We start from the raw sequence: 17,838 nt of genomic DNA, 5'->3' as shown, positions 1-17,838 counted from the left end.
CGATCATTACCAATCATCGGATGAACCACCGCCATCGAAGCCGCCACCGTCCCAGCTACTAGAGGAGTCTGATCCTGAGTCGGACCAAGATGAACCTGAGTCAGATGAGTCACTAAACCACCATCCTCCGTCAGAGGAATCTCCTCCTCGGCCACCGCCGCCTCCTCTAATAATGGCTATAAATACGACAATGAAATAAATGATTATCCCGACTCCGAACACATTGTCCATAGGGTCACTGTTCTTACGATGACTAGACGAGCTACTATTGCGACTCGATTTCTTCCCACTGATGCTATCAGAATAACGTTTTATTTCAGAGGAATCATCAGATGGAAATGTTCCACTTCCTCTATAAAACTGATTGTCCAAGCCTTTGGCAATCGCTAGAATTCCTTTACTATAGTCACCAGTTTTAAAATCTGTACGACTGGCTGCCAAGATCTGCTTGGTTTGATAGTCCGTTATTCTAATGGCGGTGTTATTACTGGTTTCAATTCTTGATTTACGGTCTTGAACGGCTACTACAATGAGACTTCCAAAATTATCTCCTGAATAGCCAATCTTCCAAGCCCTGGCAGTTTCATTAGCCACCGTTTCAATGCTTTCTCCTTCCAGACTGTCTACGATATAGACCCCTATTTGAAGCTTTTCTGCCTTTTGACTATTGGCTTCATTCAAATCACGAATCTGAGTAACTACTTCCTCTGTCAAATAATGATTTGGATCATAGATACCATAGTCTGGTTTTTCAGGTGCTGTGAATGCTGACAAGAAGAGAAATACCATCAGCAATCCAAGTAAATGCACCACGAATCGATTCTTTAACAATCTATCTTTTTTCATAATAACCTCCTTATGCAAGGAAAATTGTTTAGAGCATTATAGCATTTTGAACCTTACAAAGAAAGTACGTTTTCATTACAAATCCATGACAAGGACCAGGAAAATGATGTTAATTTGATGACAAATTTAGTTCTAGTCTCTTGATGTTGTTCCCAAAAAAGAAGGTCCGAGAACCTTCTTCTTTTTATTTTTTTATTTCCGTTTTCTTGCGATCAGATGGATTGGCGTTCCTTCAAAGACGAAGGCCTTGCGGATTTGATTTTCCAAGAAACGCAAGTAAGAGAAGTGCATCAGTTCTTCTTCGTTGACAAAAATCACAAAGGTCGGTGGTTTAGTTGCCACTTGAGTCGCATAGAAGATCTTAAGACGTTTCCCTTTGTCTGTCGGTGTTGGGTTGATGGCGATAGCATCCATAATGACATCATTCAAGACTGCTGATGGGATACGGGTATTTTGACTCTCGCTGATTTGTTTAATCATCTCTGGAAGTTTGTGAAGACGTTGCTTGGTCAAAGCCGAAACAAAGATAATCGGTGCGTAAGGCAGGTATTGGAACTGCTCACGGATATCTTCCTCCCAGTTTTTCATAGTATGGTTATCTTTTTCAAGAGTATCCCACTTATTGACCACGATAATCATCCCTTTACCAGCTTCATGGGCAAATCCAGCGATACGCTTGTCATACTCACGGATGCCTTCTTCGGCATTGAGGACCATCAAAACTACATCTGAACGGTCAATAGCACGCATAGCACGCATGACAGAGTATTTCTCAGTATTTTCATAGACTTTACCAGACTTACGCATACCAGCAGTATCAATCATAGTAAACTCTTGGCCGTCAGCATCTGTAAAATGCGTATCAATAGCATCACGAGTTGTACCAGCAACAGGACTGGCAATTACGCGATCTTCTCCCAAAATGGCATTGATCAAGCTAGATTTTCCGACATTGGGGCGACCAATCAAACTGAATTTAATGACATCTGGATTTTCATCTTCGACTTCATGTGGAAGATTTTCAACGATGGCATCTAATACATCCCCTGTACCAATCCCGTGCACAGATGAAATTGGCAATGGTTCTCCCAAGCCAAGAGCATAGAAATCATAGATATCATTTCGCATTTCGGGATTATCGACCTTGTTAACTGCAAGGATAACAGGTTTATGAGTTTTATAGAGTTTACGGGCTACGTATTCGTCAGCATCTGTGATGCCTTCTTTTCCGGAAACTACAAAAACGATGACATCAGCTTCTTCCATGGCAATCTCTGCCTGGTGCTTGATTTGTTCCATAAATGGAGCATCAACATCATCAATCCCTCCAGTATCAATCATACTGAAAGAACGGTTAAGCCATTCACCAGTAGCATAGATACGGTCCCGTGTCACTCCTTCGACATCTTCTACGATTGAGATGCGTTCCCCTGCAATACGGTTAAACAGGGTTGATTTCCCAACATTGGGACGTCCTACGATGGCAACAGTTGGTAAGGCCATGTTTTCTCACTTTCTACAATAAGTTCTTTTGTTCAAGATTTTCTCTAGTTGAGCTTGGTTCAGGCTGACCGAATTGCTCTGCAAGACGTTGACTCCAAGTGGTAGTCGCACGAGCTCCTGCATATTCGGTCTGCACACGGTCATAGGCTTCAATAGCCTCAGCTGTTTGTTCTTGGTATTCTTCCTCAAAAACAACATTCTCTAGTGGTAATCTTGGTTTTACATCATGTTTTTGGTTCGGCACACCGAGTGCAATCCCAAAAACTGGGTAGGTATAATCAGGAAGCTTGAACAATTCTGCTATTTCAACAGATTTGTAACGCACCAAACCGATGATTACTCCACCATAGCCAAGGCTTTCTGCCGCAAGCAAGGTATTCTGTCCAGCCAAGGCTGCATCTACTGAAGTAATGAGGAGTCCTTCCACCCCTTGAGGTTGGAAAGTATCGGTATGGAGACGAGCCCCTTTTTCTGCACGGTTTAAATCTCCTACAAAGAGGAGGAAGGCGGCAGACTGACGAATCGCTTCCTGAGGAACCAGCTCAAAAAGAGCATCTTTCTTTTCTTGACTTCTGACTAGAATCACAGAATAAGATTGGAAATTTTTCCAAGAAGAAGCCATTTGGGCAGCTGATAAAATCTCATTCAAGTCCTCTTGAGGGATCGCTTCTTCTTTAAATCTGCGAACCGAGGTATGAGATTTCATTAAGGTGATTGTTTCACTCATCGGCGATTCTCTCCTTCTAGTCGTGTTTCTTCTGCTAAATAACGGATACGCTCCATAACGCGTCTAGCTTCCCATGTTTCATCGTTTCCGTTCTTGCCTTTAGCAAAATGTTTTTCCAAATCTTCAAAATTGAAATTTGAGGTAAAGAAGGTTGGCAAATCTTCCTGCATACGATATTGAAGAATGACTTGCAAGACTTCATCACGAACCCAAGGCGTTGATTGCTCTGCACCAATATCATCCAAAATCAAGACTTCAGCTTGCTTGATTTCATCCACCAAATTCTTAACATTCCCATCACCGATAGCATTTTTGACATCAATGACAAAGCTAGGATAGTGAAGAAGAGTTGATGAAACCCCACGTTTTTCTGACAAATCATGGGCTAGGGCAGCCACCATAAAGCTCTTTCCAACTCCAAAGTCTCCATAGAGATAGAGACCTTTACGGACTTCTGGATATTGCTCAACAAAGGTAAAGAGCTTTTCAAAAACTGGCAAACGTCCCAAATCATCCAAATCAACTTGAGCCAAACTAGCTTTTTTAAGACTGGCTGGAAGATTAATCAGTTTGAGACGGTTCTTGATAGCTGCTTCTTTCTCAGCCGCAATCAGTTCCGGAGTTTCCTCATAGGATACATCTGCGTAACCATGATTCATAACTAGAATTGGCTTATAGCCACGCGCGATATAGTCGGTATCTCCACGAAGGAACTTATCTCGCTCGGTGATGTATTGGTTAAACTTAGAGATACTACGATTCAATTCCTCTTGACTGAGAGATTCCTTCTGGATAAAAGCCGCAACATCCGGATCTTTTACAATCTGCTGGACCAGGTCCTGGTATTGAAAACGGCTGGGATGATCTTTAAGCACATCTCCTACACTTTCCATCTAGTCTCCTCCTTTTCCTAATCGGTCTAACATTTCTTTTTTCTTACGTTCTAACTCCAAGCGAGTTTCTTTGCTGGTTTCATTTTTATATTCTGGATTACTCCATTTTGGGACATTGCTTTTGGCTTGGCTTGGCTTCGCTGATTTTTGTTCTTGCCCCTTTTGATTCTTCTCTCTGATTCGAAGCACAGCTTCTTCAGCAGAACGAATCTTGTTATAAGAGTAATCATTAGCCACTTTCATGGCATATTTTTCATTGAGATTGGCCGAATCAACCTTATTGAAGGTCAAGAGTATAACGACATTGATGACTTCATCAAGCAGTCCCAAATCCGCCATCTGTTTTAGCAAATCGCGTTCGGCTTGGATAATTCCAGCATTTCGGGTTTGTTTGATACCCGCTAAAAATTGCAGGGCCGTTTTACTTTTAGCTTCTCGGATAATGGTCGCTTCTTGGGGACTAAAGTCCGATGCAACAGACTCTTGTGCTAATTTTTCACGCATACGCTTGACAGAAATAACTTGTGAAACTGCTGTCACCTTAGCCAATTGATAGGTTTCAAACCAGGTCCATTTTTTCTCATCAGCAATTTTAAATAACTCTAAAACATCTGACTGTTCATCTTGGAAACGGAGATTATCTCTCGCCATGAGCTGACGAAAATGCTCCAAATCAAAATCATTTTTAAAATCAGCTTTTACTGACATCTCGTCATGACTAGCCAATTCTTCTATCTCTGGAAAGGCTTGACTCAAAGAAACAGTCAAAGGCTCTCCGCCTGCCTGCTCTTGGCGTAAATCAGAAACTGCTGGCTCACCGATTTTTTTCTCCAATAAGGTACGATAAACCGTATGACGCAAGAAATCTGAGCTAGAAAGCGTTGGATGAATAGCAAGTTCATAGCAGTCACCCTTTTGATAGAGGGTAACTAAATTGAAGGCTGATAAGATTTTAAAAGCCTTTAACAGCCTGTCCATTCCAAAATTGAGATGATTGAGGATAGCTGCAAACAGGTGTTCTTTTTGTCCACCATCCCAAAAAGCTAAGGTATAAAGGTAAAGACTCAGCGCATCCTGACCGATAATCGGGAGGTAGCACTGCACCAAAGTTGTGGGATCTTGCGACACCCGATTATTCTTTAGAAAAGAAAAACGATCATTAGGCTTCATTTATTTTTCCTTTTTCTTCTTTGAAGATTGCGTAATTTGTTTGAGAAGATTTTCGAGCTCACTCACATCTTTAAAGCTACGATAGACGCTGGCGAAACGAACGTAAGTGATTTCATCCAGTTCAGCCAATTCTTCCATGACAAGAGAACCAATATCTTCACTTTGAATTTCATTATCATTGCGACTGAGGAGTTTTTGTTCGATACGATTGACCACCATGCCAATCTCATCACTAGACACCGGACGTTTTTGAGCCGAACGAATAATCCCGTTAAAGATTTTATCCCTTGAGAACTGCTCCCGTGTACCATCTTTTTTGACCACAACCAGCGTTCTTTCTTCTACACGTTCATAGGTCGTAAAACGATGCTGGCATTCTTCACACTCACGTCTTCTTCTAATCGTATTTCCTTCTTCAGCCTGACGGCTATCGATAACACTTGATTTTGTAGCGCCACATTTTGGACAACGCATGCCTTCCCCTCCTTGTCGTTTTCTTTTCATTATACCATTTTTTGAGCAATTCCCAAAATAATTCTCCTTTTGGCTTGACAAGTTTTTTGTTTAGTTGTACTATTTAATTAACACAAGAGAAAAATAGAAAGGAGACCGTGATGTCCTGGACATTTGATAACAACAAACCCATTTATTTGCAGATTATGGATAAAATCAAACTGCAAATTATTTCCCACAAACTTGAGCCTAGTCAACAACTACCAACTGTTAGAGAATTGGCAAGTGAAGCTGGTGTCAATCCAAACACCATCCAACGCGCCCTATCAGACCTGGAAAGAGAAGGCTTTGTATACAGCAAGCGGACTGCTGGCCGCTTTGTCACAGAGGACTTGGACTTGATCTTCCAATCCCGCAAACAACTATCCGAAGAACAACTGCAACAGTTTGTCACAGCCATGGTAGAATTTGGCTATGAAAAAGAAGAACTACCTACTGTTTTGAGAGATTATATTGAAGGAGTTTAGACTATGACCTTATTAGAATTTGAAAATGTTTCAAAATCCTATGGACCAAATCCTGCCCTAAAAAATGTTTCCTTTGAAATCCCAGCTGGTAAGATTGTTGGTCTCCTTGGCCCAAATGGTTCTGGAAAGACAACCTTGATTAAGTTGATTAATGGCTTGCTCCAACCTGATGAAGGACGTATTCTTATCAACAATACAGAGCCTAGTCCCGAAACAAAAGCCATTGTGTCTTATCTACCTGACACGACCTACCTTAACGAGCAAATGAAAGTCAAAGAAGCTCTTACCTTCTTCAAAACCTTCTACAAGGATTTCAATCTTGATCGCGCTCAACACTTACTTCGTGATCTGGGTATCGACGAAAACAGTCGCCTTAAAAAACTCTCAAAAGGGAACAAAGAAAAGGTCCAATTGATTCTTGTCATGAGTCGTGATGCTCGCTTATATGTTCTTGACGAGCCCATCGGAGGAGTCGACCCTGCAGCTCGTGACTATATCTTGAACACCATCATCAACAGCTACTCTCCAACTTCGACTGTCTTGATTTCAACTCACTTGATTTCAGACATCGAGCCAATTTTGGATGAGATTATTTTCCTCAAGGATGGAAAAATCGTCCGTCAAGGAAATGTGGATGATATTCGCTACGAATCAGGAGAGTCTATCGACCAGCTCTTCCGTCACGAATTCAAAGCTTAGGTAAAGGAGATTCTTATGTTTTGGAATTTAGTTCGTTATGAATTTAAAAATGTCAACAAATGGTTTTTTGCCCTCTATGCAGCTGTACTATCCCTATCTGTCATCATAGGAATTCATGGTAGTGCCTTATCAAACACCTATTACCAAGACAAGGGTGTTGTCATGTTATTCTTTCTAGCTCTGGTTTTTGGGGGCCTCGTTATTACTCTGAGTATTTCAACCTTAATTTTGATCATTCAACGATTTAAGGGGAGCGTTTACGACCGTCGTGGCTATCTGACTCTCACCCTTCCAGTATCTGAACACCAGATTCTCTCTGCTAAAATCCTTGGAGCCTTTGTCTGGTCTTTGACAAGTACAGTGGTCTTTCTTTTGAGTCTTTACATCATCATTGCCATGATTAGCCCAGATGTTTTCATATCGTCCTTATTCAAAGATGTTTTCGACTACTATCTAGGCAATTTATGGTTAACCCTGACAACCTATATCTTAAATACCCTTGCCAGCATCCTTTGTATCTACTTGTCTATTTCTATCGGTCAACTATTTGATGAATACCGTACAGCTCTAGCTGTTGTAGCCTATATTGTCATTCAAACTCTCATTGGATTTAGCGATCTTTTCTTAAATATTAGTGTAAATTACACCTCTTTGCTCACTTATGAAATCGTTAAAGATATCATTTTGATTGTTGTCTACTATATCGGTACCTACTACATCTTGAAGAATAAAGTCAACCTTCAATAATCAATAACCCCTAGCAGATAAAGTTTTGCTAGGGGATTTTTATTGTTAAACAGATAAAAGGCCAAGAGATACTTGACCTTTAACTTAATATTAAACCAGCTACGATGGGACTGATAAAGACATAAAGCAAACCTGTGACACCGATTGCCAAGCCGGCCATGGCACCAGCCACTGATCCATAACGGAAGGCTGTCCCAGTTCCAACTGCGTGACCTGTTCCTCCTAGAGCCAAACCGGCAGCTACTGGGTCATCTATTTTCAGCCATTTCAAAAGTGTCGGTCCGATAACGCTAGTCAAAATACCAGTCGCTACTACTACGACCAAGGTAATTGTTGTGATCCCTTGTAGCTTTTCCGTGATTCCAACCGCCATCGCAGTCGTTACTGACTTTGGAAAAAGTGAAATCGCCAAGAAGAAATCCATGCCGAAAAATTTGGCGACTAGTGCTGTAAAAGTGGTATTCACAATGACTGCTAGAAGACTGCCTAGCAGAATACTTCTAACATGGTGCTTCATGAGGTGAAAACTCTTATAGAGTGGAATACCGAGTGCTACTGTTGAGGGTACAATCAGGTTATTCAGATAAACCCCACCTTGATAATAGGCAGCGTAAGAAATACCAGTCAATTTCAGAAACGCTATGATAAACAAGGTCGCTAGTAGCAAAGGAGTTGTCAGAGGATGAGGGTAGTGTCTAAAGATAATCATGCCTCCGAGATAGGCTAGGATAGACAGAGCTATCCCAAAAAGTGGATTGGATACAAATTCGCTCATTTGGCACCTCTTTCTTCGTAATCACCTTCATAACGCTTTTTGATAAACTGAACGACCAACGCAATCAAAATGATATTGATGACTGCCGCAAAAAAGACAATCAAGATAATTGGTAATAAATAAGGAGCAATCACATCAAATTTCTCCATAATCCCAACTGCAGGAGGTAGAAAGAGAATGGTCATATTAGCTAGGAGAAAATTCCCAACCATGTTGACATGACGTACCCGCAACCACTTGAACTGTAGGGCTAAAAATAAAATAATCAAACCGATAATGCTTCCAGGAATAGGCAAATGGAAAAAGCTAGAGATTCCCTCACCAATCAGTGAAATGACAAAGAGAATCATTAACTGGACATATAATTTCATCGTTTACTCCACAAATAGACTTTCTGCATACCAGTTTACTCTTTTTTCAGAAAATTTCAAGGAAATACACAAGAAACATCCTTCTTGCTATCTATTCCAAAAAGTTGTATACTAATTGCGTGCGCAAGCATCTCAGATAGGCAAATCTGTTTATAACTACCATATAGAAAGGAGATTGATATGACTTACTTAGAAAAATGGTTTGACTTCAACCGCCGACAAGTAGAGCTAGAAGCTCTTTTAGAGCAAACGATTGCTGAGCAGAGTGACCAAAGCCTAACGCTCAAAGAATTCTATCTCTTGCACTTTTTAAATCAGGCTCAAGAAAAATCTTTGAGACAGATTGACCTGCCGGACAAACTCCATCTGAGTCCAAGTGCTGTATCACGAATGGTGGCACGCCTAGAAGCCAAAAACTGCGGTTTACTTAGTCGGAGATGTTGTGACCAGGATAAGCGAGCTAGTTTTATCTGCCTCACTAAGGAGGGTCAGACCACTCTTGCCTATCTACAAAAGGCTGTAGAAGAAAGCCTTGAAACAAAAGCAAGTTGGCTTTCCTAAAATTTTTACAAAAAACTTGCGTGCGCAAGCAATTTTCTTGACATTCCTTTTTCCAAGGAGTAAAATGAAGACATGATTTAGCAAAGGAGAATCCTATGATTGAAATCACTTATTTAGATGCCAGCAAGCAAGAGAGAACAATGACCTTCGATTCATACGAAGAATTTGAACGTTCTCAACATGCCTGCCTGATTGGTGTCGCCGACTATTACCCTGTCCAAAAACTAACCTACAATGGTCATGTTCTGGACTACCATGGGACTTATGGAGATGTTTTCTTCTATCTCATGAAACAAGATTTAAGCCAATATAATTAAAAAGGAGAAATACTATGGCAAAAGCAATTACAGATGCAACATTCGAACAAGAAACTACAGACGGATTGGTCTTGGTAGACTTCTGGGCTACTTGGTGTGGTCCATGTCGTATGCAAGGTCCAATCTTGGACAAATTGTCTGAAGAACTTTCAGAAGATGTCTTGAAGATCGTTAAAATGGACGTTGACGAAAATCCAAACACAGCTCGTGCATTTGGTATCATGTCTATCCCTACTCTTCTCTTCAAGAAAGATGGACAAGTTGTTAAACAAGTGGCAGGTGTCCACACCGCAGAACAAATCAAAGCCATCGTTGCTGAATTGAGCTAATCAAAAGAGAGACCAAGTGCATTCATTTGGTCTCTTTTTTCTTGCCCTTTGCCATTTTTCAAAAAATATGCTAGACTGTAACTAGAATATCACGATGTTTGGGACATGCCATCGCTAAAAAAAACCTCTACTTGGTATTTTTTAGCTCCCTCTAGGGAGCTTTTTGCGTGCTCTGAACATTTCCCGTTTTGGAAGGAGTACTATGAAACGTCAATCAGCCTTGGTCGTCTTTAGTGGCGGTCAAGATTCAACAACCTGCCTTTTCTGGGCTAAGCAACACTATGAAAGGGTCGAAGCCGTTACCTTTGCCTACGGTCAACGCCACCATTTAGAAATTCAAGTGGCCAAAGAAATCGCTGAGGAACAAGGAATTCGTCATCATATCCTAGATATGTCTCTGCTAGGACAAATTACTGAAAATGCCTTGACTTCAGATCTAGAAATTGAGCAAAAAGAAGGAGAGATTCCTAATACCTTCGTTGACGGTCGCAATCATCTCTTTCTGTCCTTTGCGGCAGTCCTTGCCAAGCAGCGTGGAATTGCGGATATCGTGACAGGAGTGTGCGAAACAGACTTCTCAGGTTATCCTGACTGTCGGGATGTCTTTGTCAAATCACTCAATGTCACGCTCAACCTTGCTATGGATTACGACTTTGTGATCCAAACGCCTCTCATGTGGCTAGACAAGGCTGAAACTTGGGAATTAGCTGACCAACTTGGTGCCTTTGACTACGTTCGTGAGAAGACCTTGACCTGCTACAATGGGATTATCGGTACTGGTTGTGGAGATTGTCCTGCCTGCCATCTACGCCAACATGGTTTAGAGGTTTATCTCTCTCAGAAAGGAGAGGACTGATGTTTTTTGCCCCCAAAGAAATCAAACAAGAAACTGGGGAATCTCTTGTCTATAATCCTCACAGAACCTTAGTCTCAAAAGAATTTACCTTCGATGCTGCCCACCACCTCTTTCACTATGAAGGAAAATGCAAATCCCTACACGGTCACACCTATCATCTACAAATCGCTGTCAGTGGATTTTTAGATGATAGAGGTATGACCCACGATTTCGGAGACATCAAAGCTATCTACAAGGACTACTTAGAGCCCCACTTGGATCATCGCTATCTCAATGAAACCCTGCCCTACATGAATACGACTGCTGAAAATATGGTTTACTGGATTTTCCAAACCATGAGCCAAGAGTTGCCAGACGAGCGCGGTCTCCGTTTGGAATATGTTCGCCTCTATGAAACTCCGACTGCCTTTGCAGAGTTTAGACGGGAGTGGTTAGATGACTAAGGAACGTGTCCTCAAACTACCAGTTCTAGAAATTTTTGGGCCTACCTTTCAAGGTGAAGGTCGTGCTATTGGCCAGAAAACCATGTTTGTCCGCACTGCTGGTTGCGATTACCACTGCGACTGGTGCGATTCCGCCTTTACTTGGGACGGTTCTGAAAAACCAACTCGTATGACAGCCGATGAAGTAATCGCTGAGTTAGACAAACTAGGAAGCTACGATTATGTCACCCTATCTGGGGGAAATCCTGCTATCCTAGCAGCCAACATGGCTCAACTTGTCACCAAGCTCAAGGAACGTGGTATCACTCTTGCTGTTGAGACCCAAGGCTCGCGCTGGCAAAATTGGTTAAAAGATATCGACCAAGTCACTCTGAGTCCTAAGCCTCCTTCCTCCAAGATGGAAGTCAACTTTGAGACCTTGGACTTTATCGTTTCCCAACTAGACCCAGACAAAGTAACCTTTAAAATCCCTGTCTTTGATGATGCAGATCTAGCCTTTGCCAAAGGTATTCAAGAACGCTACCAACCAGATGTCCTCTTCTTATCGGCGGGAAATCCTGAGCCCAAGGCTACAGGCAATATTGTCCAAGACCAACTGGACCGCCTCAAAGAACTCTGGGAACGTGTCGCTGCCGACGATAGCTGGGGCAATGTCCGCGTCCTTCCTCAACTCCATACCCTCCTCTACGACAACCAACGTGGTGTTTAAGATTAGAAAGAAAAAATCATGTCACAACAAGAAGAAATGAAAAACCTCAGCCTCCTCGGCAACAAAGAAACCAACTACATTTTCGAATATCAACCCGAAGTCCTCGAATCCTTTGACAATCGTCATGTGGAAAATGACTATTTCATCAAGTTCAACTGCCCTGAATTTACCTCACTTTGTCCCATCACTGCTCAGCCAGACTTTGCAACTATTTATATTTCCTACATTCCTGACAAGCTCTGTGTCGAGTCAAAATCCCTCAAACTCTACCTCTTTAGCTACCGAAACCATGGAGATTTTCATGAAAACTGTATCAACACTATCGGGAAAGACTTGGTCAACTTGCTAGACCCTCGCTATTTAGAAGTCTGGGGAAAATTTACACCTCGCGGTGGCATTTCAATCGACCCCTACTACAACTACGGTAGACCTGGAACCAAGTATGAAGGATTGGCAGAACAACGCCTCTTCCAACATGACCTCTATCCAGAGAAAATTGACAACCGCTAAACTCATACTCAATGAAAATCAAAAAGCAAACTAGGAAACTAGCCGCAGGCTGCTCAAATCACTGCTTTGAGGTTGTGGATAAGACTGACGAAGTCAGCTCAAAACACTGTTTTGAGGTTGCAGATAGTGCTGACGTGGTTTGAAGAGATTTTCGAAGAGTATCATACGAAAAAGCCCTGTTCCTCAAGATGAGAAGCAAGGCTTTTTAAGTTTCAATTATTCTTCAGTTCCAAGGAAGTTTTTAGCAACAAGGGCTGCAAGAACTCCACCAACGATTGGTGCAAGGATGAAAATCCAAACTTGTTGAAGAGCTGCGCCACCTACCAATACAGCAGGAGCCAAGCTACGAGCCGGGTTTACTGAAAGTCCAGTGATATTCAAGCCAGCTAGAATCAAAGCTGTCAATGATAAACCGATCACCAAACCAGCGATTGCGCCATTTCCTTTGCTTGCTGAAGTTACAGTCATAATCACCAAAACAAACAAGAAAGTTGCGATTGTTTCAAACAAGAAACCACCAAAGACAGTTACACCATTTGCCAAGGCATTTTCACCAAGACTTGCAGTTGACATACCTGAATTTGCCAAGAGGAAGAACACAGATCCTGACGCAAGGAAAGCACCGACTACTTGACCAAGGATGTAGTTTACAAGCTCTGAAGATGACAAACGTTTGTTAACAAACATAGCGATAGAAACAGCTGGGTTCAAGTGAGCACCTGAAACAGTTCCGATTGAGAAAGCTGCAACTACGATTGCCAAACCAAAGGCAAGAGCAATTCCAAGGTGTCCAAGTCCTTCAACACCATTTCCAAAAACAACAGCTCCTGTTCCGATGAACACAAGCATAAAAGTACCGATTAATTCAGCAACAAATTTTTTCATGTTAAGTCTCCTTTTTTCAAACTATGTATTAGTCTATCAGAAGAAGGAAAGGGTTTCAAGAAATGTGCTTGGAAAATAATGGTTTGCCTTACTATCTTTTAATTGAGGAATTAAACAGAAAAATACATTTCCTCTATAGAGCTTATCAGTCGCTTATCTCACTAGCATTTAGCAACTTGATATAATCCAGACCCCATTTCTCGACAGCATCTAAAACAACTCTGAATTCCTGTCCCATTTCGGTTAAGCTGTACTCAACTCGTGGGGGAACTTCCGCATAGACCTTTCGTTGAATAATCTTATCCTTTTCTAATTGACGGAGATGACGTGTCAAAATAGTTTGAGTAATCCCAGGCAATAATCTCTGCAATTCTTTAAATCGTTTAGTACCCGTACTCAACTGATAAATGATTACCAGTGCCCATTTCCCCGTTAAAACCCTCTGCGTTGTCGCGAATGGACAAATACCATACTCGCTCACTTTATTTGGCATAAAATATCTTCTTTCTATTTTTTTTTTAAAAAATTTATCTTTTAGTATCAACAATAGTACCATTTTTGATACCAACTATCAAAAAAGTGTCTACTTGTTTTTTTGATTGTAACTGTTACAATTATATCATAAAAAAGAAATGGAGAATAGATATGTCAACAAACTTAGAAATTTTCAATACTTATAACCAAGCTTTAATTGCTGGTGACTTTCCTGGTGTCTTTGAAACAATGGCAGACGATATTGTCTGGCATCAACCTGGTACTCATAGTATATCTGGTACAGTTGTTGGTAAGGACAAGCTAGGAACTCACCTAGCTACATTTGCTGAGAAAACTAATGGAACCTTTAAGGTGATAACAAATTGGGTTTCTGACAATAAGGATTTAATCGCAGCTAATGTTACTTTTCTTGGAACACGGGCTGATGGTACTGAACTCAATATGAACGGGATTGACCTCTTCCGTATTGAAGACGGGAAAATCAAAGAAGTTTGGCTCTTCTCTTCAGATCAAGCTGAAGAAGATAGCTTTTGGGGATAAGCAAAAAAGATTGGAAAAATCCAATCTGTTTTTGCTTATACTCATTACTCAGCACTGTAGGCGATAATCTTATCAACCGTATCAGACAAGAACTGAATGGTATCGCGGAGAGGTTTATCCGTTGAGATATCTGCTCCGATAATCATAGCAGACTCAAGTGGCACCTGATTTGAGGAGATTGAGCCAGTCTTCAGCTCCAGTCTCAGATAGTTTTTTCACTCTTAGAGTGTTAATTTTTTCCAAAAACCAGTCTTTGTTTGACACAAATTTCACAAAGTTGTATACTAAAACGTGATAGGACTTCTTTTAGAATCTATCACAACTCACTTATAACCCTTTGCTGTTCTTTTATGAACGTTTGAATGGTATCACGGATACCGAAGGAGGAATCATATGTCTAAAGTAGCTATTGTTACAGGTGCAGGTCAAGGAATCGGTTTTGCAATCGCAAAACGCTTGGTCCAAGATGGTTTTAAGGTTGGGGTATTAGACTACAATGCTGAAACAGCTGAAAAAGCAGTTGCTGAATTGTCAGCAGAGAATGCTTTAGCTGTTGTAGCAGATGTGTCTAAACAAGCAGAGGTTGCTGCAGCTTTCCAAAAAGTTGTAGACCATTTTGGAGACTTGAACGTTGTGGTAAACAATGCTGGTGTCGCTCCGACTACACCTCTAGATACGATTACAGAAGAACAGTTCAATCGTACCTTTGCTATTAACGTCGGTGGGGTAATCTGGGGAGCACAAGCTGCTCAAGCTCAATTCAAAGCACTTGGTCACGGTGGTAAAATCATCAACGCTACTTCTCAAGCAGGTGTTGTTGGAAATCCAAACTTGACTGTTTATGGTGGTACAAAATTCGCTGTTCGTGGTATTACTCAAACATTGGCACGTGATTTAGCTGACTCAGGTATCACTGTCAATGCGTATGCTCCAGGTATCGTTAAGACTCCAATGATGTATGATATCGCTCACGAAGTTGGGAAAAATGCAGGAAAAGACGACGAATGGGGTATGCAAACATTCGCAAAAGATATTACATTGAAACGCCTATCTGAACCAGAAGATGTCGCTGCAGCGGTTAGCTTCCTTGCTGGACCAGATTCAAACTACATTACAGGTCAAACCATTATCGTCGATGGTGGTATGCAATTCCATTAAGATCAAAAAATGAGGTTGGAAAATAATCCAACCTCTTTTATCATCTCTACGATTTCAATTTCCAGAGTCATTTTTTTGTTAGTGAAAATAATCTTTCTTCAAGACTAGAAATACTCTCCTGCTCTAAATAGTGTGATTTGCTCTGTTTTAATAGAACACAAGATTAGGAACAGTTTGGATATCCATTTTTTCTGCGAAATCATCAAAAAATTAAAGATTCCCATTGCCGCCGTAGATACGTTTATTGACTCTTTCTACACAATCTTCAATTTTATACTTTCCAGGTCACAGTTAAAAGTATCATGTTCATCATGTAACTGATTCTATTATTCCTTTTTTAATCACAATTCTATCATGGGCTATTAATAATCTAAAGGCAGAACTGTAAACATCTATATAACCTTGAGTAAGACGAAATTTCCCAAATACTTCTTTATTAATATAGCGCATCAAATCCTTTACATTATAACCAATGAATCGAGATGCAACTAACATAATAATATTCGATAATTCATATAAATTTTCTTCGAAGTCATAAACATCTCCATTATATCTTGGAAGATTATTTCCAATCTTAGAATCAGTGACGGTTATTAGATTTGAAGGTATTTCTTCTTCATTTTCTATCACAATATCATCTGACAACATAGAATAATTTTCTATTGATTTTTCAATGGCATTTATTAACTTATTCTTCTCATTGACATTATCATGAATCCAAGACGTTGACCATATCCTATAAAAATTCCAACCTTTAGACTCTAAAATTTCCTGACGTAAGCGATCACGATCCCTTGCAGTTCTAGAAGAATGGTAGGTTGCACCATCACATTCTATAGCTAACACATATCTCCCTGGTATATCAGGATGTATAACAGCCATATCTATTCTATATCCTGAAGCCCCCACTTGTGTATGAATTTTATACCCTTTAGTCACTAAAAAATTATATACATTTTCTTCAAAATCAGAATCAAATTCTGGAGATTTTTGTTCTCCATGCTCTTCATAACCAAGTAAGGCTGGAATCCCCTTCTCCGCAAATTCTAGAAAGTCTCTAAAAATAATTCTATTTTCATTCGTAGTTTCTTCTATCGGAATATCTACTCCTCTGATACTAGAAATAACATGCATGGTTTCCCTAGCTCTAGATACAGCAACGTTTAATCTTCGCTCCCCCCCAGACTTTGTTAAAGGTCCAAAATTCATTCTAAGTTTCCCATCTGGATTTTTACCATATCCAACACTTAAAACAACTATATCTCTTTCGTCTCCTTGAACATTCTCAAGGTTCTTAACAAAGAATGGTTCATTCTTTGATTCATCAAAAAATGCTTCTAATTCTGGATTTTCCTCTCTAAATTTGAATACCTTATCTTCTATAACTCGTGCTTGACTCATTCCAAATGCAACTACACCTACAGATTTATTTGGACAATTTATTGCAATATTTTTGATTACTTCAACAACTTTATCTGCTTCAATAGAATTTCCATATTTCGATTCCCATACCCCGTCTGGTGTATATGTGAATTGAACATTGCTATGAATATCAGAATTATCAGTTGGAAATGTATATAGTCTATTGTTATAAAACTTTTTATTAGAAAAAGCAATCAACGATTCATCTTTACTACGATAATGCCAATTTAAATATGTTTCAGGTATTTTTACACTAAGTTCATCTAATATAGATTCCATATCTTCTATATCAATTTCATCATCCTTCAATTCTTCTTCGTCGTTATAGGAATCAAAAAATGATGTTGGTGGCATTTGTTTACTATCTCCAGCTACAATAATCTGTTTTCCTCTACTTATAGCTGCAACTGCATATTCTGTTTTAACTTGAGACGCTTCGTCGAATATAACTAAATCAAATTGCCAATTTTCAGTTGAAGAAAAGTATGTGCTTACAGTCAACGGAGACATCATAATACACGGTTTTAACCTAGGTAATAAATTTGGTAAACATTGAATTAGTTTTCTAGTTGACATCAATCTAACTTTTTTAGCAATTTCTTTCTTTAAAACTGCAATTTCACCACCAGAAGTACGAATACTATCATTTACACTTGGTAATCTATCTACCAAATACTTAAATATTCTATCTCTAGCCATTGAAAAAGTAGATTTATCATGGGACTTAAAATTTTCAATACGTTCATCTATCTCTTTCGAGGACAACTGACTAATTTTCTTATAATTAGGATTTTTTTCAAGAACAAGCAGTAAGTATCTTTTTAAAAATATTGGATAAATCCTCTGTGATAGAATTGGTTGAGAAAAATTGGATTGAGGTGTATCTGGATACACTCCGATCA

At 40.0% G+C, this 17,838-nt stretch carries 24 protein-coding genes; 12 read left to right on the top strand and 12 right to left on the bottom strand.

Translation table 11 applies throughout. The features are described 5' to 3' along the window. Positions 1-6: 6 nt before the first annotated feature. From ACWPUA_RS07500 to nrdR, 6 genes are all read right to left on the bottom strand, one after another. Positions 7-846: a TPM domain-containing protein gene (locus tag ACWPUA_RS07500; protein ID WP_254724834.1), complete on the bottom strand. Its 840-nt coding sequence runs from the start codon at positions 844-846 to the stop codon at positions 7-9. Positions 847-1,038: 192 nt separating this feature from the next. Further along, positions 1,039-2,349 (bottom strand): ribosome biogenesis GTPase Der, encoded by a 1,311-nt coding sequence (gene der, locus ACWPUA_RS07495; RefSeq protein WP_004250788.1) that lies wholly within the window; start codon positions 2,347-2,349, stop codon positions 1,039-1,041. Positions 2,350-2,362: 13 nt separating this feature from the next. Then, positions 2,363-3,076 (bottom strand): NADPH-dependent oxidoreductase, encoded by a 714-nt coding sequence (locus ACWPUA_RS07490; protein ID WP_195183580.1) that lies wholly within the window; start codon positions 3,074-3,076, stop codon positions 2,363-2,365. After that, positions 3,073-3,969 carry a primosomal protein DnaI gene (gene dnaI, locus ACWPUA_RS07485; RefSeq protein WP_006153038.1) on the bottom strand — a complete coding sequence of 299 codons (897 nt, stop codon included), beginning with the start codon at positions 3,967-3,969 and terminating at the stop codon, positions 3,073-3,075. The genes ACWPUA_RS07490 and dnaI overlap by 4 nt, the downstream gene beginning before the upstream one ends. Beyond that, the gene (locus ACWPUA_RS07480; protein WP_254724835.1) at positions 3,970-5,139 is read right to left on the bottom strand and encodes a replication initiation and membrane attachment family protein; all 1,170 of its coding nucleotides are present in this window, start codon (positions 5,137-5,139) and stop codon (positions 3,970-3,972) included. Continuing rightward, on the bottom strand, positions 5,140-5,613 hold the full coding sequence (nrdR, locus tag ACWPUA_RS07475; RefSeq protein WP_004250782.1) for a transcriptional regulator NrdR: 474 nt from the start codon (positions 5,611-5,613) through the stop codon (positions 5,140-5,142). It abuts the gene before it with no gap. Positions 5,614-5,753: 140 nt separating this feature from the next. Here nrdR and ACWPUA_RS07470 point away from each other — a divergent pair, with 140 nt between their 5' ends. Genes ACWPUA_RS07470 through ACWPUA_RS07460 form a run of 3 tightly spaced genes read left to right on the top strand, consistent with a single transcriptional unit; the run spans position 5,754 to position 7,565 of the window. Then, complete coding sequence (locus tag ACWPUA_RS07470) at positions 5,754-6,119, top strand: GntR family transcriptional regulator (protein WP_006150869.1); 366 nt, start codon at positions 5,754-5,756, stop codon at positions 6,117-6,119. A 3-nt stretch (positions 6,120-6,122) separates the two neighbouring features. Beyond that, the gene (locus tag ACWPUA_RS07465) at positions 6,123-6,818 is read left to right on the top strand and encodes an ABC transporter ATP-binding protein (RefSeq protein ID WP_006150834.1); all 696 of its coding nucleotides are present in this window, start codon (positions 6,123-6,125) and stop codon (positions 6,816-6,818) included. Between the two features lie 15 nt (positions 6,819-6,833). Further along, positions 6,834-7,565, top strand: coding sequence for a hypothetical protein (locus tag ACWPUA_RS07460; protein ID WP_016466231.1), 732 nt, complete (start codon positions 6,834-6,836; stop codon positions 7,563-7,565). Positions 7,566-7,644: 79 nt separating this feature from the next. On the opposite strand, the gene ACWPUA_RS07455 is transcribed toward ACWPUA_RS07460, so the two are convergent. Continuing rightward, entirely contained in the window at positions 7,645-8,340 is a 696-nt protein-coding gene (locus ACWPUA_RS07455) for an LrgB family protein (protein WP_036759043.1), read from the bottom strand. Then, positions 8,337-8,711 carry a CidA/LrgA family protein gene (locus ACWPUA_RS07450; protein WP_036759040.1) on the bottom strand — a complete coding sequence of 125 codons (375 nt, stop codon included), beginning with the start codon at positions 8,709-8,711 and terminating at the stop codon, positions 8,337-8,339. Before ACWPUA_RS07450 ends, ACWPUA_RS07455 begins: the two co-directional genes overlap by 4 nt. Before the next feature lie 180 nt (positions 8,712-8,891). Here ACWPUA_RS07450 and ACWPUA_RS07445 point away from each other — a divergent pair, with 180 nt between their 5' ends. From ACWPUA_RS07445 to queF, 7 genes are all read left to right on the top strand, one after another. Beyond that, complete coding sequence (locus tag ACWPUA_RS07445; protein ID WP_004250773.1) at positions 8,892-9,272, top strand: MarR family winged helix-turn-helix transcriptional regulator; 381 nt, start codon at positions 8,892-8,894, stop codon at positions 9,270-9,272. Between the two features lie 95 nt (positions 9,273-9,367). Next, positions 9,368-9,589 (top strand): DUF4649 family protein, encoded by a 222-nt coding sequence (locus ACWPUA_RS07440; RefSeq protein ID WP_223333888.1) that lies wholly within the window; start codon positions 9,368-9,370, stop codon positions 9,587-9,589. Between the two features lie 14 nt (positions 9,590-9,603). Beyond that, on the top strand, positions 9,604-9,918 hold the full coding sequence (trxA, locus tag ACWPUA_RS07435; RefSeq protein WP_414277265.1) for a thioredoxin: 315 nt from the start codon (positions 9,604-9,606) through the stop codon (positions 9,916-9,918). Between the two features lie 202 nt (positions 9,919-10,120). Continuing rightward, the gene (gene queC, locus ACWPUA_RS07430) at positions 10,121-10,774 is read left to right on the top strand and encodes a 7-cyano-7-deazaguanine synthase QueC (RefSeq protein ID WP_414277266.1); all 654 of its coding nucleotides are present in this window, start codon (positions 10,121-10,123) and stop codon (positions 10,772-10,774) included. After that, complete coding sequence (gene queD / locus ACWPUA_RS07425) at positions 10,774-11,217, top strand: 6-carboxytetrahydropterin synthase QueD (RefSeq protein WP_254731174.1); 444 nt, start codon at positions 10,774-10,776, stop codon at positions 11,215-11,217. The genes queC and queD overlap by 1 nt, the downstream gene beginning before the upstream one ends. Beyond that, a complete protein-coding gene (queE, locus tag ACWPUA_RS07420) occupies positions 11,210-11,926 on the top strand; it encodes a 7-carboxy-7-deazaguanine synthase QueE (RefSeq protein ID WP_223140529.1) in 717 nt (238 codons plus the stop codon). Before queD ends, queE begins: the two co-directional genes overlap by 8 nt. Before the next feature lie 18 nt (positions 11,927-11,944). After that, positions 11,945-12,436 (top strand): preQ(1) synthase, encoded by a 492-nt coding sequence (gene queF / locus ACWPUA_RS07415; RefSeq protein WP_000082589.1) that lies wholly within the window; start codon positions 11,945-11,947, stop codon positions 12,434-12,436. 216 nt (positions 12,437-12,652) lie between these two features. Here queF and ACWPUA_RS07410 read toward each other — a convergent pair whose 3' ends face one another. Next, positions 12,653-13,321: an MIP/aquaporin family protein gene (locus ACWPUA_RS07410; protein WP_004250764.1), complete on the bottom strand. Its 669-nt coding sequence runs from the start codon at positions 13,319-13,321 to the stop codon at positions 12,653-12,655. 145 nt (positions 13,322-13,466) lie between these two features. After that, positions 13,467-13,814 carry a winged helix-turn-helix transcriptional regulator gene (locus tag ACWPUA_RS07405; RefSeq protein ID WP_414268785.1) on the bottom strand — a complete coding sequence of 116 codons (348 nt, stop codon included), beginning with the start codon at positions 13,812-13,814 and terminating at the stop codon, positions 13,467-13,469. A gap of 152 nt (positions 13,815-13,966) precedes the next feature. On the opposite strand from ACWPUA_RS07405, the gene ACWPUA_RS07400 reads away from it, so the two are divergent. Continuing rightward, positions 13,967-14,356 (top strand): nuclear transport factor 2 family protein, encoded by a 390-nt coding sequence (locus ACWPUA_RS07400; RefSeq protein ID WP_281137490.1) that lies wholly within the window; start codon positions 13,967-13,969, stop codon positions 14,354-14,356. Between the two features lie 44 nt (positions 14,357-14,400). Here the strand turns inward: ACWPUA_RS07400 and ACWPUA_RS07395 are convergent, their stop codons facing one another. Beyond that, positions 14,401-14,502: an oligoendopeptidase F gene (locus ACWPUA_RS07395; RefSeq protein WP_454380198.1), complete on the bottom strand. Its 102-nt coding sequence runs from the start codon at positions 14,500-14,502 to the stop codon at positions 14,401-14,403. A gap of 247 nt (positions 14,503-14,749) precedes the next feature. Between ACWPUA_RS07395 and ACWPUA_RS07390 the strand changes: the two genes are divergently transcribed. Next, on the top strand, positions 14,750-15,514 hold the full coding sequence (locus tag ACWPUA_RS07390) for a (S)-acetoin forming diacetyl reductase (protein WP_004250763.1): 765 nt from the start codon (positions 14,750-14,752) through the stop codon (positions 15,512-15,514). A 309-nt stretch (positions 15,515-15,823) separates the two neighbouring features. On the opposite strand, the gene ACWPUA_RS07385 is transcribed toward ACWPUA_RS07390, so the two are convergent. Beyond that, positions 15,824-17,838, bottom strand: a 2,015-nt coding sequence (locus ACWPUA_RS07385) for an AAA domain-containing protein (protein ID WP_454380104.1), incomplete at its 5' end; no start/stop codon positions are given.

This window comes from Streptococcus sp. Marseille-Q6504, from assembly GCF_965111625.1.
The sequence above is the reverse complement of the archived record's forward strand: the minus strand, read 5'-3'. Positions and strand labels throughout refer to the sequence as shown.

What these genes read in the sequence shown, in the direction of transcription:
- ACWPUA_RS07440 (WP_223333888.1), top strand. Translation starts at nt 9,368, where the DNA reads ATGATTGAAATCACTTATTTAGATGCCAGCAAGCAAGAGAGAACAATG.
- ACWPUA_RS07445 (WP_004250773.1), top strand. Translation starts at nt 8,892, where the DNA reads ATGACTTACTTAGAAAAATGGTTTGACTTCAACCGCCGACAAGTAGAG.
- queC (WP_414277266.1), top strand. Translation starts at nt 10,121, where the DNA reads ATGAAACGTCAATCAGCCTTGGTCGTCTTTAGTGGCGGTCAAGATTCA.
- ACWPUA_RS07455 (WP_036759043.1), bottom strand. Translation starts at nt 8,340, where the DNA reads ATGAGCGAATTTGTATCCAATCCACTTTTTGGGATAGCTCTGTCTATC.
- ACWPUA_RS07470 (WP_006150869.1), top strand. Translation starts at nt 5,754, where the DNA reads ATGTCCTGGACATTTGATAACAACAAACCCATTTATTTGCAGATTATG.
- ACWPUA_RS07410 (WP_004250764.1), bottom strand. Translation starts at nt 13,321, where the DNA reads ATGAAAAAATTTGTTGCTGAATTAATCGGTACTTTTATGCTTGTGTTC.
- nrdR (WP_004250782.1), bottom strand. Translation starts at nt 5,613, where the DNA reads ATGCGTTGTCCAAAATGTGGCGCTACAAAATCAAGTGTTATCGATAGC.
- ACWPUA_RS07465 (WP_006150834.1), top strand. Translation starts at nt 6,123, where the DNA reads ATGACCTTATTAGAATTTGAAAATGTTTCAAAATCCTATGGACCAAAT.
- ACWPUA_RS07460 (WP_016466231.1), top strand. Translation starts at nt 6,834, where the DNA reads ATGTTTTGGAATTTAGTTCGTTATGAATTTAAAAATGTCAACAAATGG.
- ACWPUA_RS07395 (WP_454380198.1), bottom strand. Translation starts at nt 14,502, where the DNA reads ATGATTATCGGAGCAGATATCTCAACGGATAAACCTCTCCGCGATACC.
- ACWPUA_RS07390 (WP_004250763.1), top strand. Translation starts at nt 14,750, where the DNA reads ATGTCTAAAGTAGCTATTGTTACAGGTGCAGGTCAAGGAATCGGTTTT.
- ACWPUA_RS07500 (WP_254724834.1), bottom strand. Translation starts at nt 846, where the DNA reads ATGAAAAAAGATAGATTGTTAAAGAATCGATTCGTGGTGCATTTACTT.
- der (WP_004250788.1), bottom strand. Translation starts at nt 2,349, where the DNA reads ATGGCCTTACCAACTGTTGCCATCGTAGGACGTCCCAATGTTGGGAAA.
- ACWPUA_RS07480 (WP_254724835.1), bottom strand. Translation starts at nt 5,139, where the DNA reads ATGAAGCCTAATGATCGTTTTTCTTTTCTAAAGAATAATCGGGTGTCG.
- queD (WP_254731174.1), top strand. Translation starts at nt 10,774, where the DNA reads ATGTTTTTTGCCCCCAAAGAAATCAAACAAGAAACTGGGGAATCTCTT.
- ACWPUA_RS07400 (WP_281137490.1), top strand. Translation starts at nt 13,967, where the DNA reads ATGTCAACAAACTTAGAAATTTTCAATACTTATAACCAAGCTTTAATT.
- dnaI (WP_006153038.1), bottom strand. Translation starts at nt 3,969, where the DNA reads ATGGAAAGTGTAGGAGATGTGCTTAAAGATCATCCCAGCCGTTTTCAA.
- trxA (WP_414277265.1), top strand. Translation starts at nt 9,604, where the DNA reads ATGGCAAAAGCAATTACAGATGCAACATTCGAACAAGAAACTACAGAC.
- ACWPUA_RS07450 (WP_036759040.1), bottom strand. Translation starts at nt 8,711, where the DNA reads ATGAAATTATATGTCCAGTTAATGATTCTCTTTGTCATTTCACTGATT.
- ACWPUA_RS07405 (WP_414268785.1), bottom strand. Translation starts at nt 13,814, where the DNA reads ATGCCAAATAAAGTGAGCGAGTATGGTATTTGTCCATTCGCGACAACG.
- ACWPUA_RS07490 (WP_195183580.1), bottom strand. Translation starts at nt 3,076, where the DNA reads ATGAGTGAAACAATCACCTTAATGAAATCTCATACCTCGGTTCGCAGA.
- queE (WP_223140529.1), top strand. Translation starts at nt 11,210, where the DNA reads ATGACTAAGGAACGTGTCCTCAAACTACCAGTTCTAGAAATTTTTGGG.
- queF (WP_000082589.1), top strand. Translation starts at nt 11,945, where the DNA reads ATGTCACAACAAGAAGAAATGAAAAACCTCAGCCTCCTCGGCAACAAA.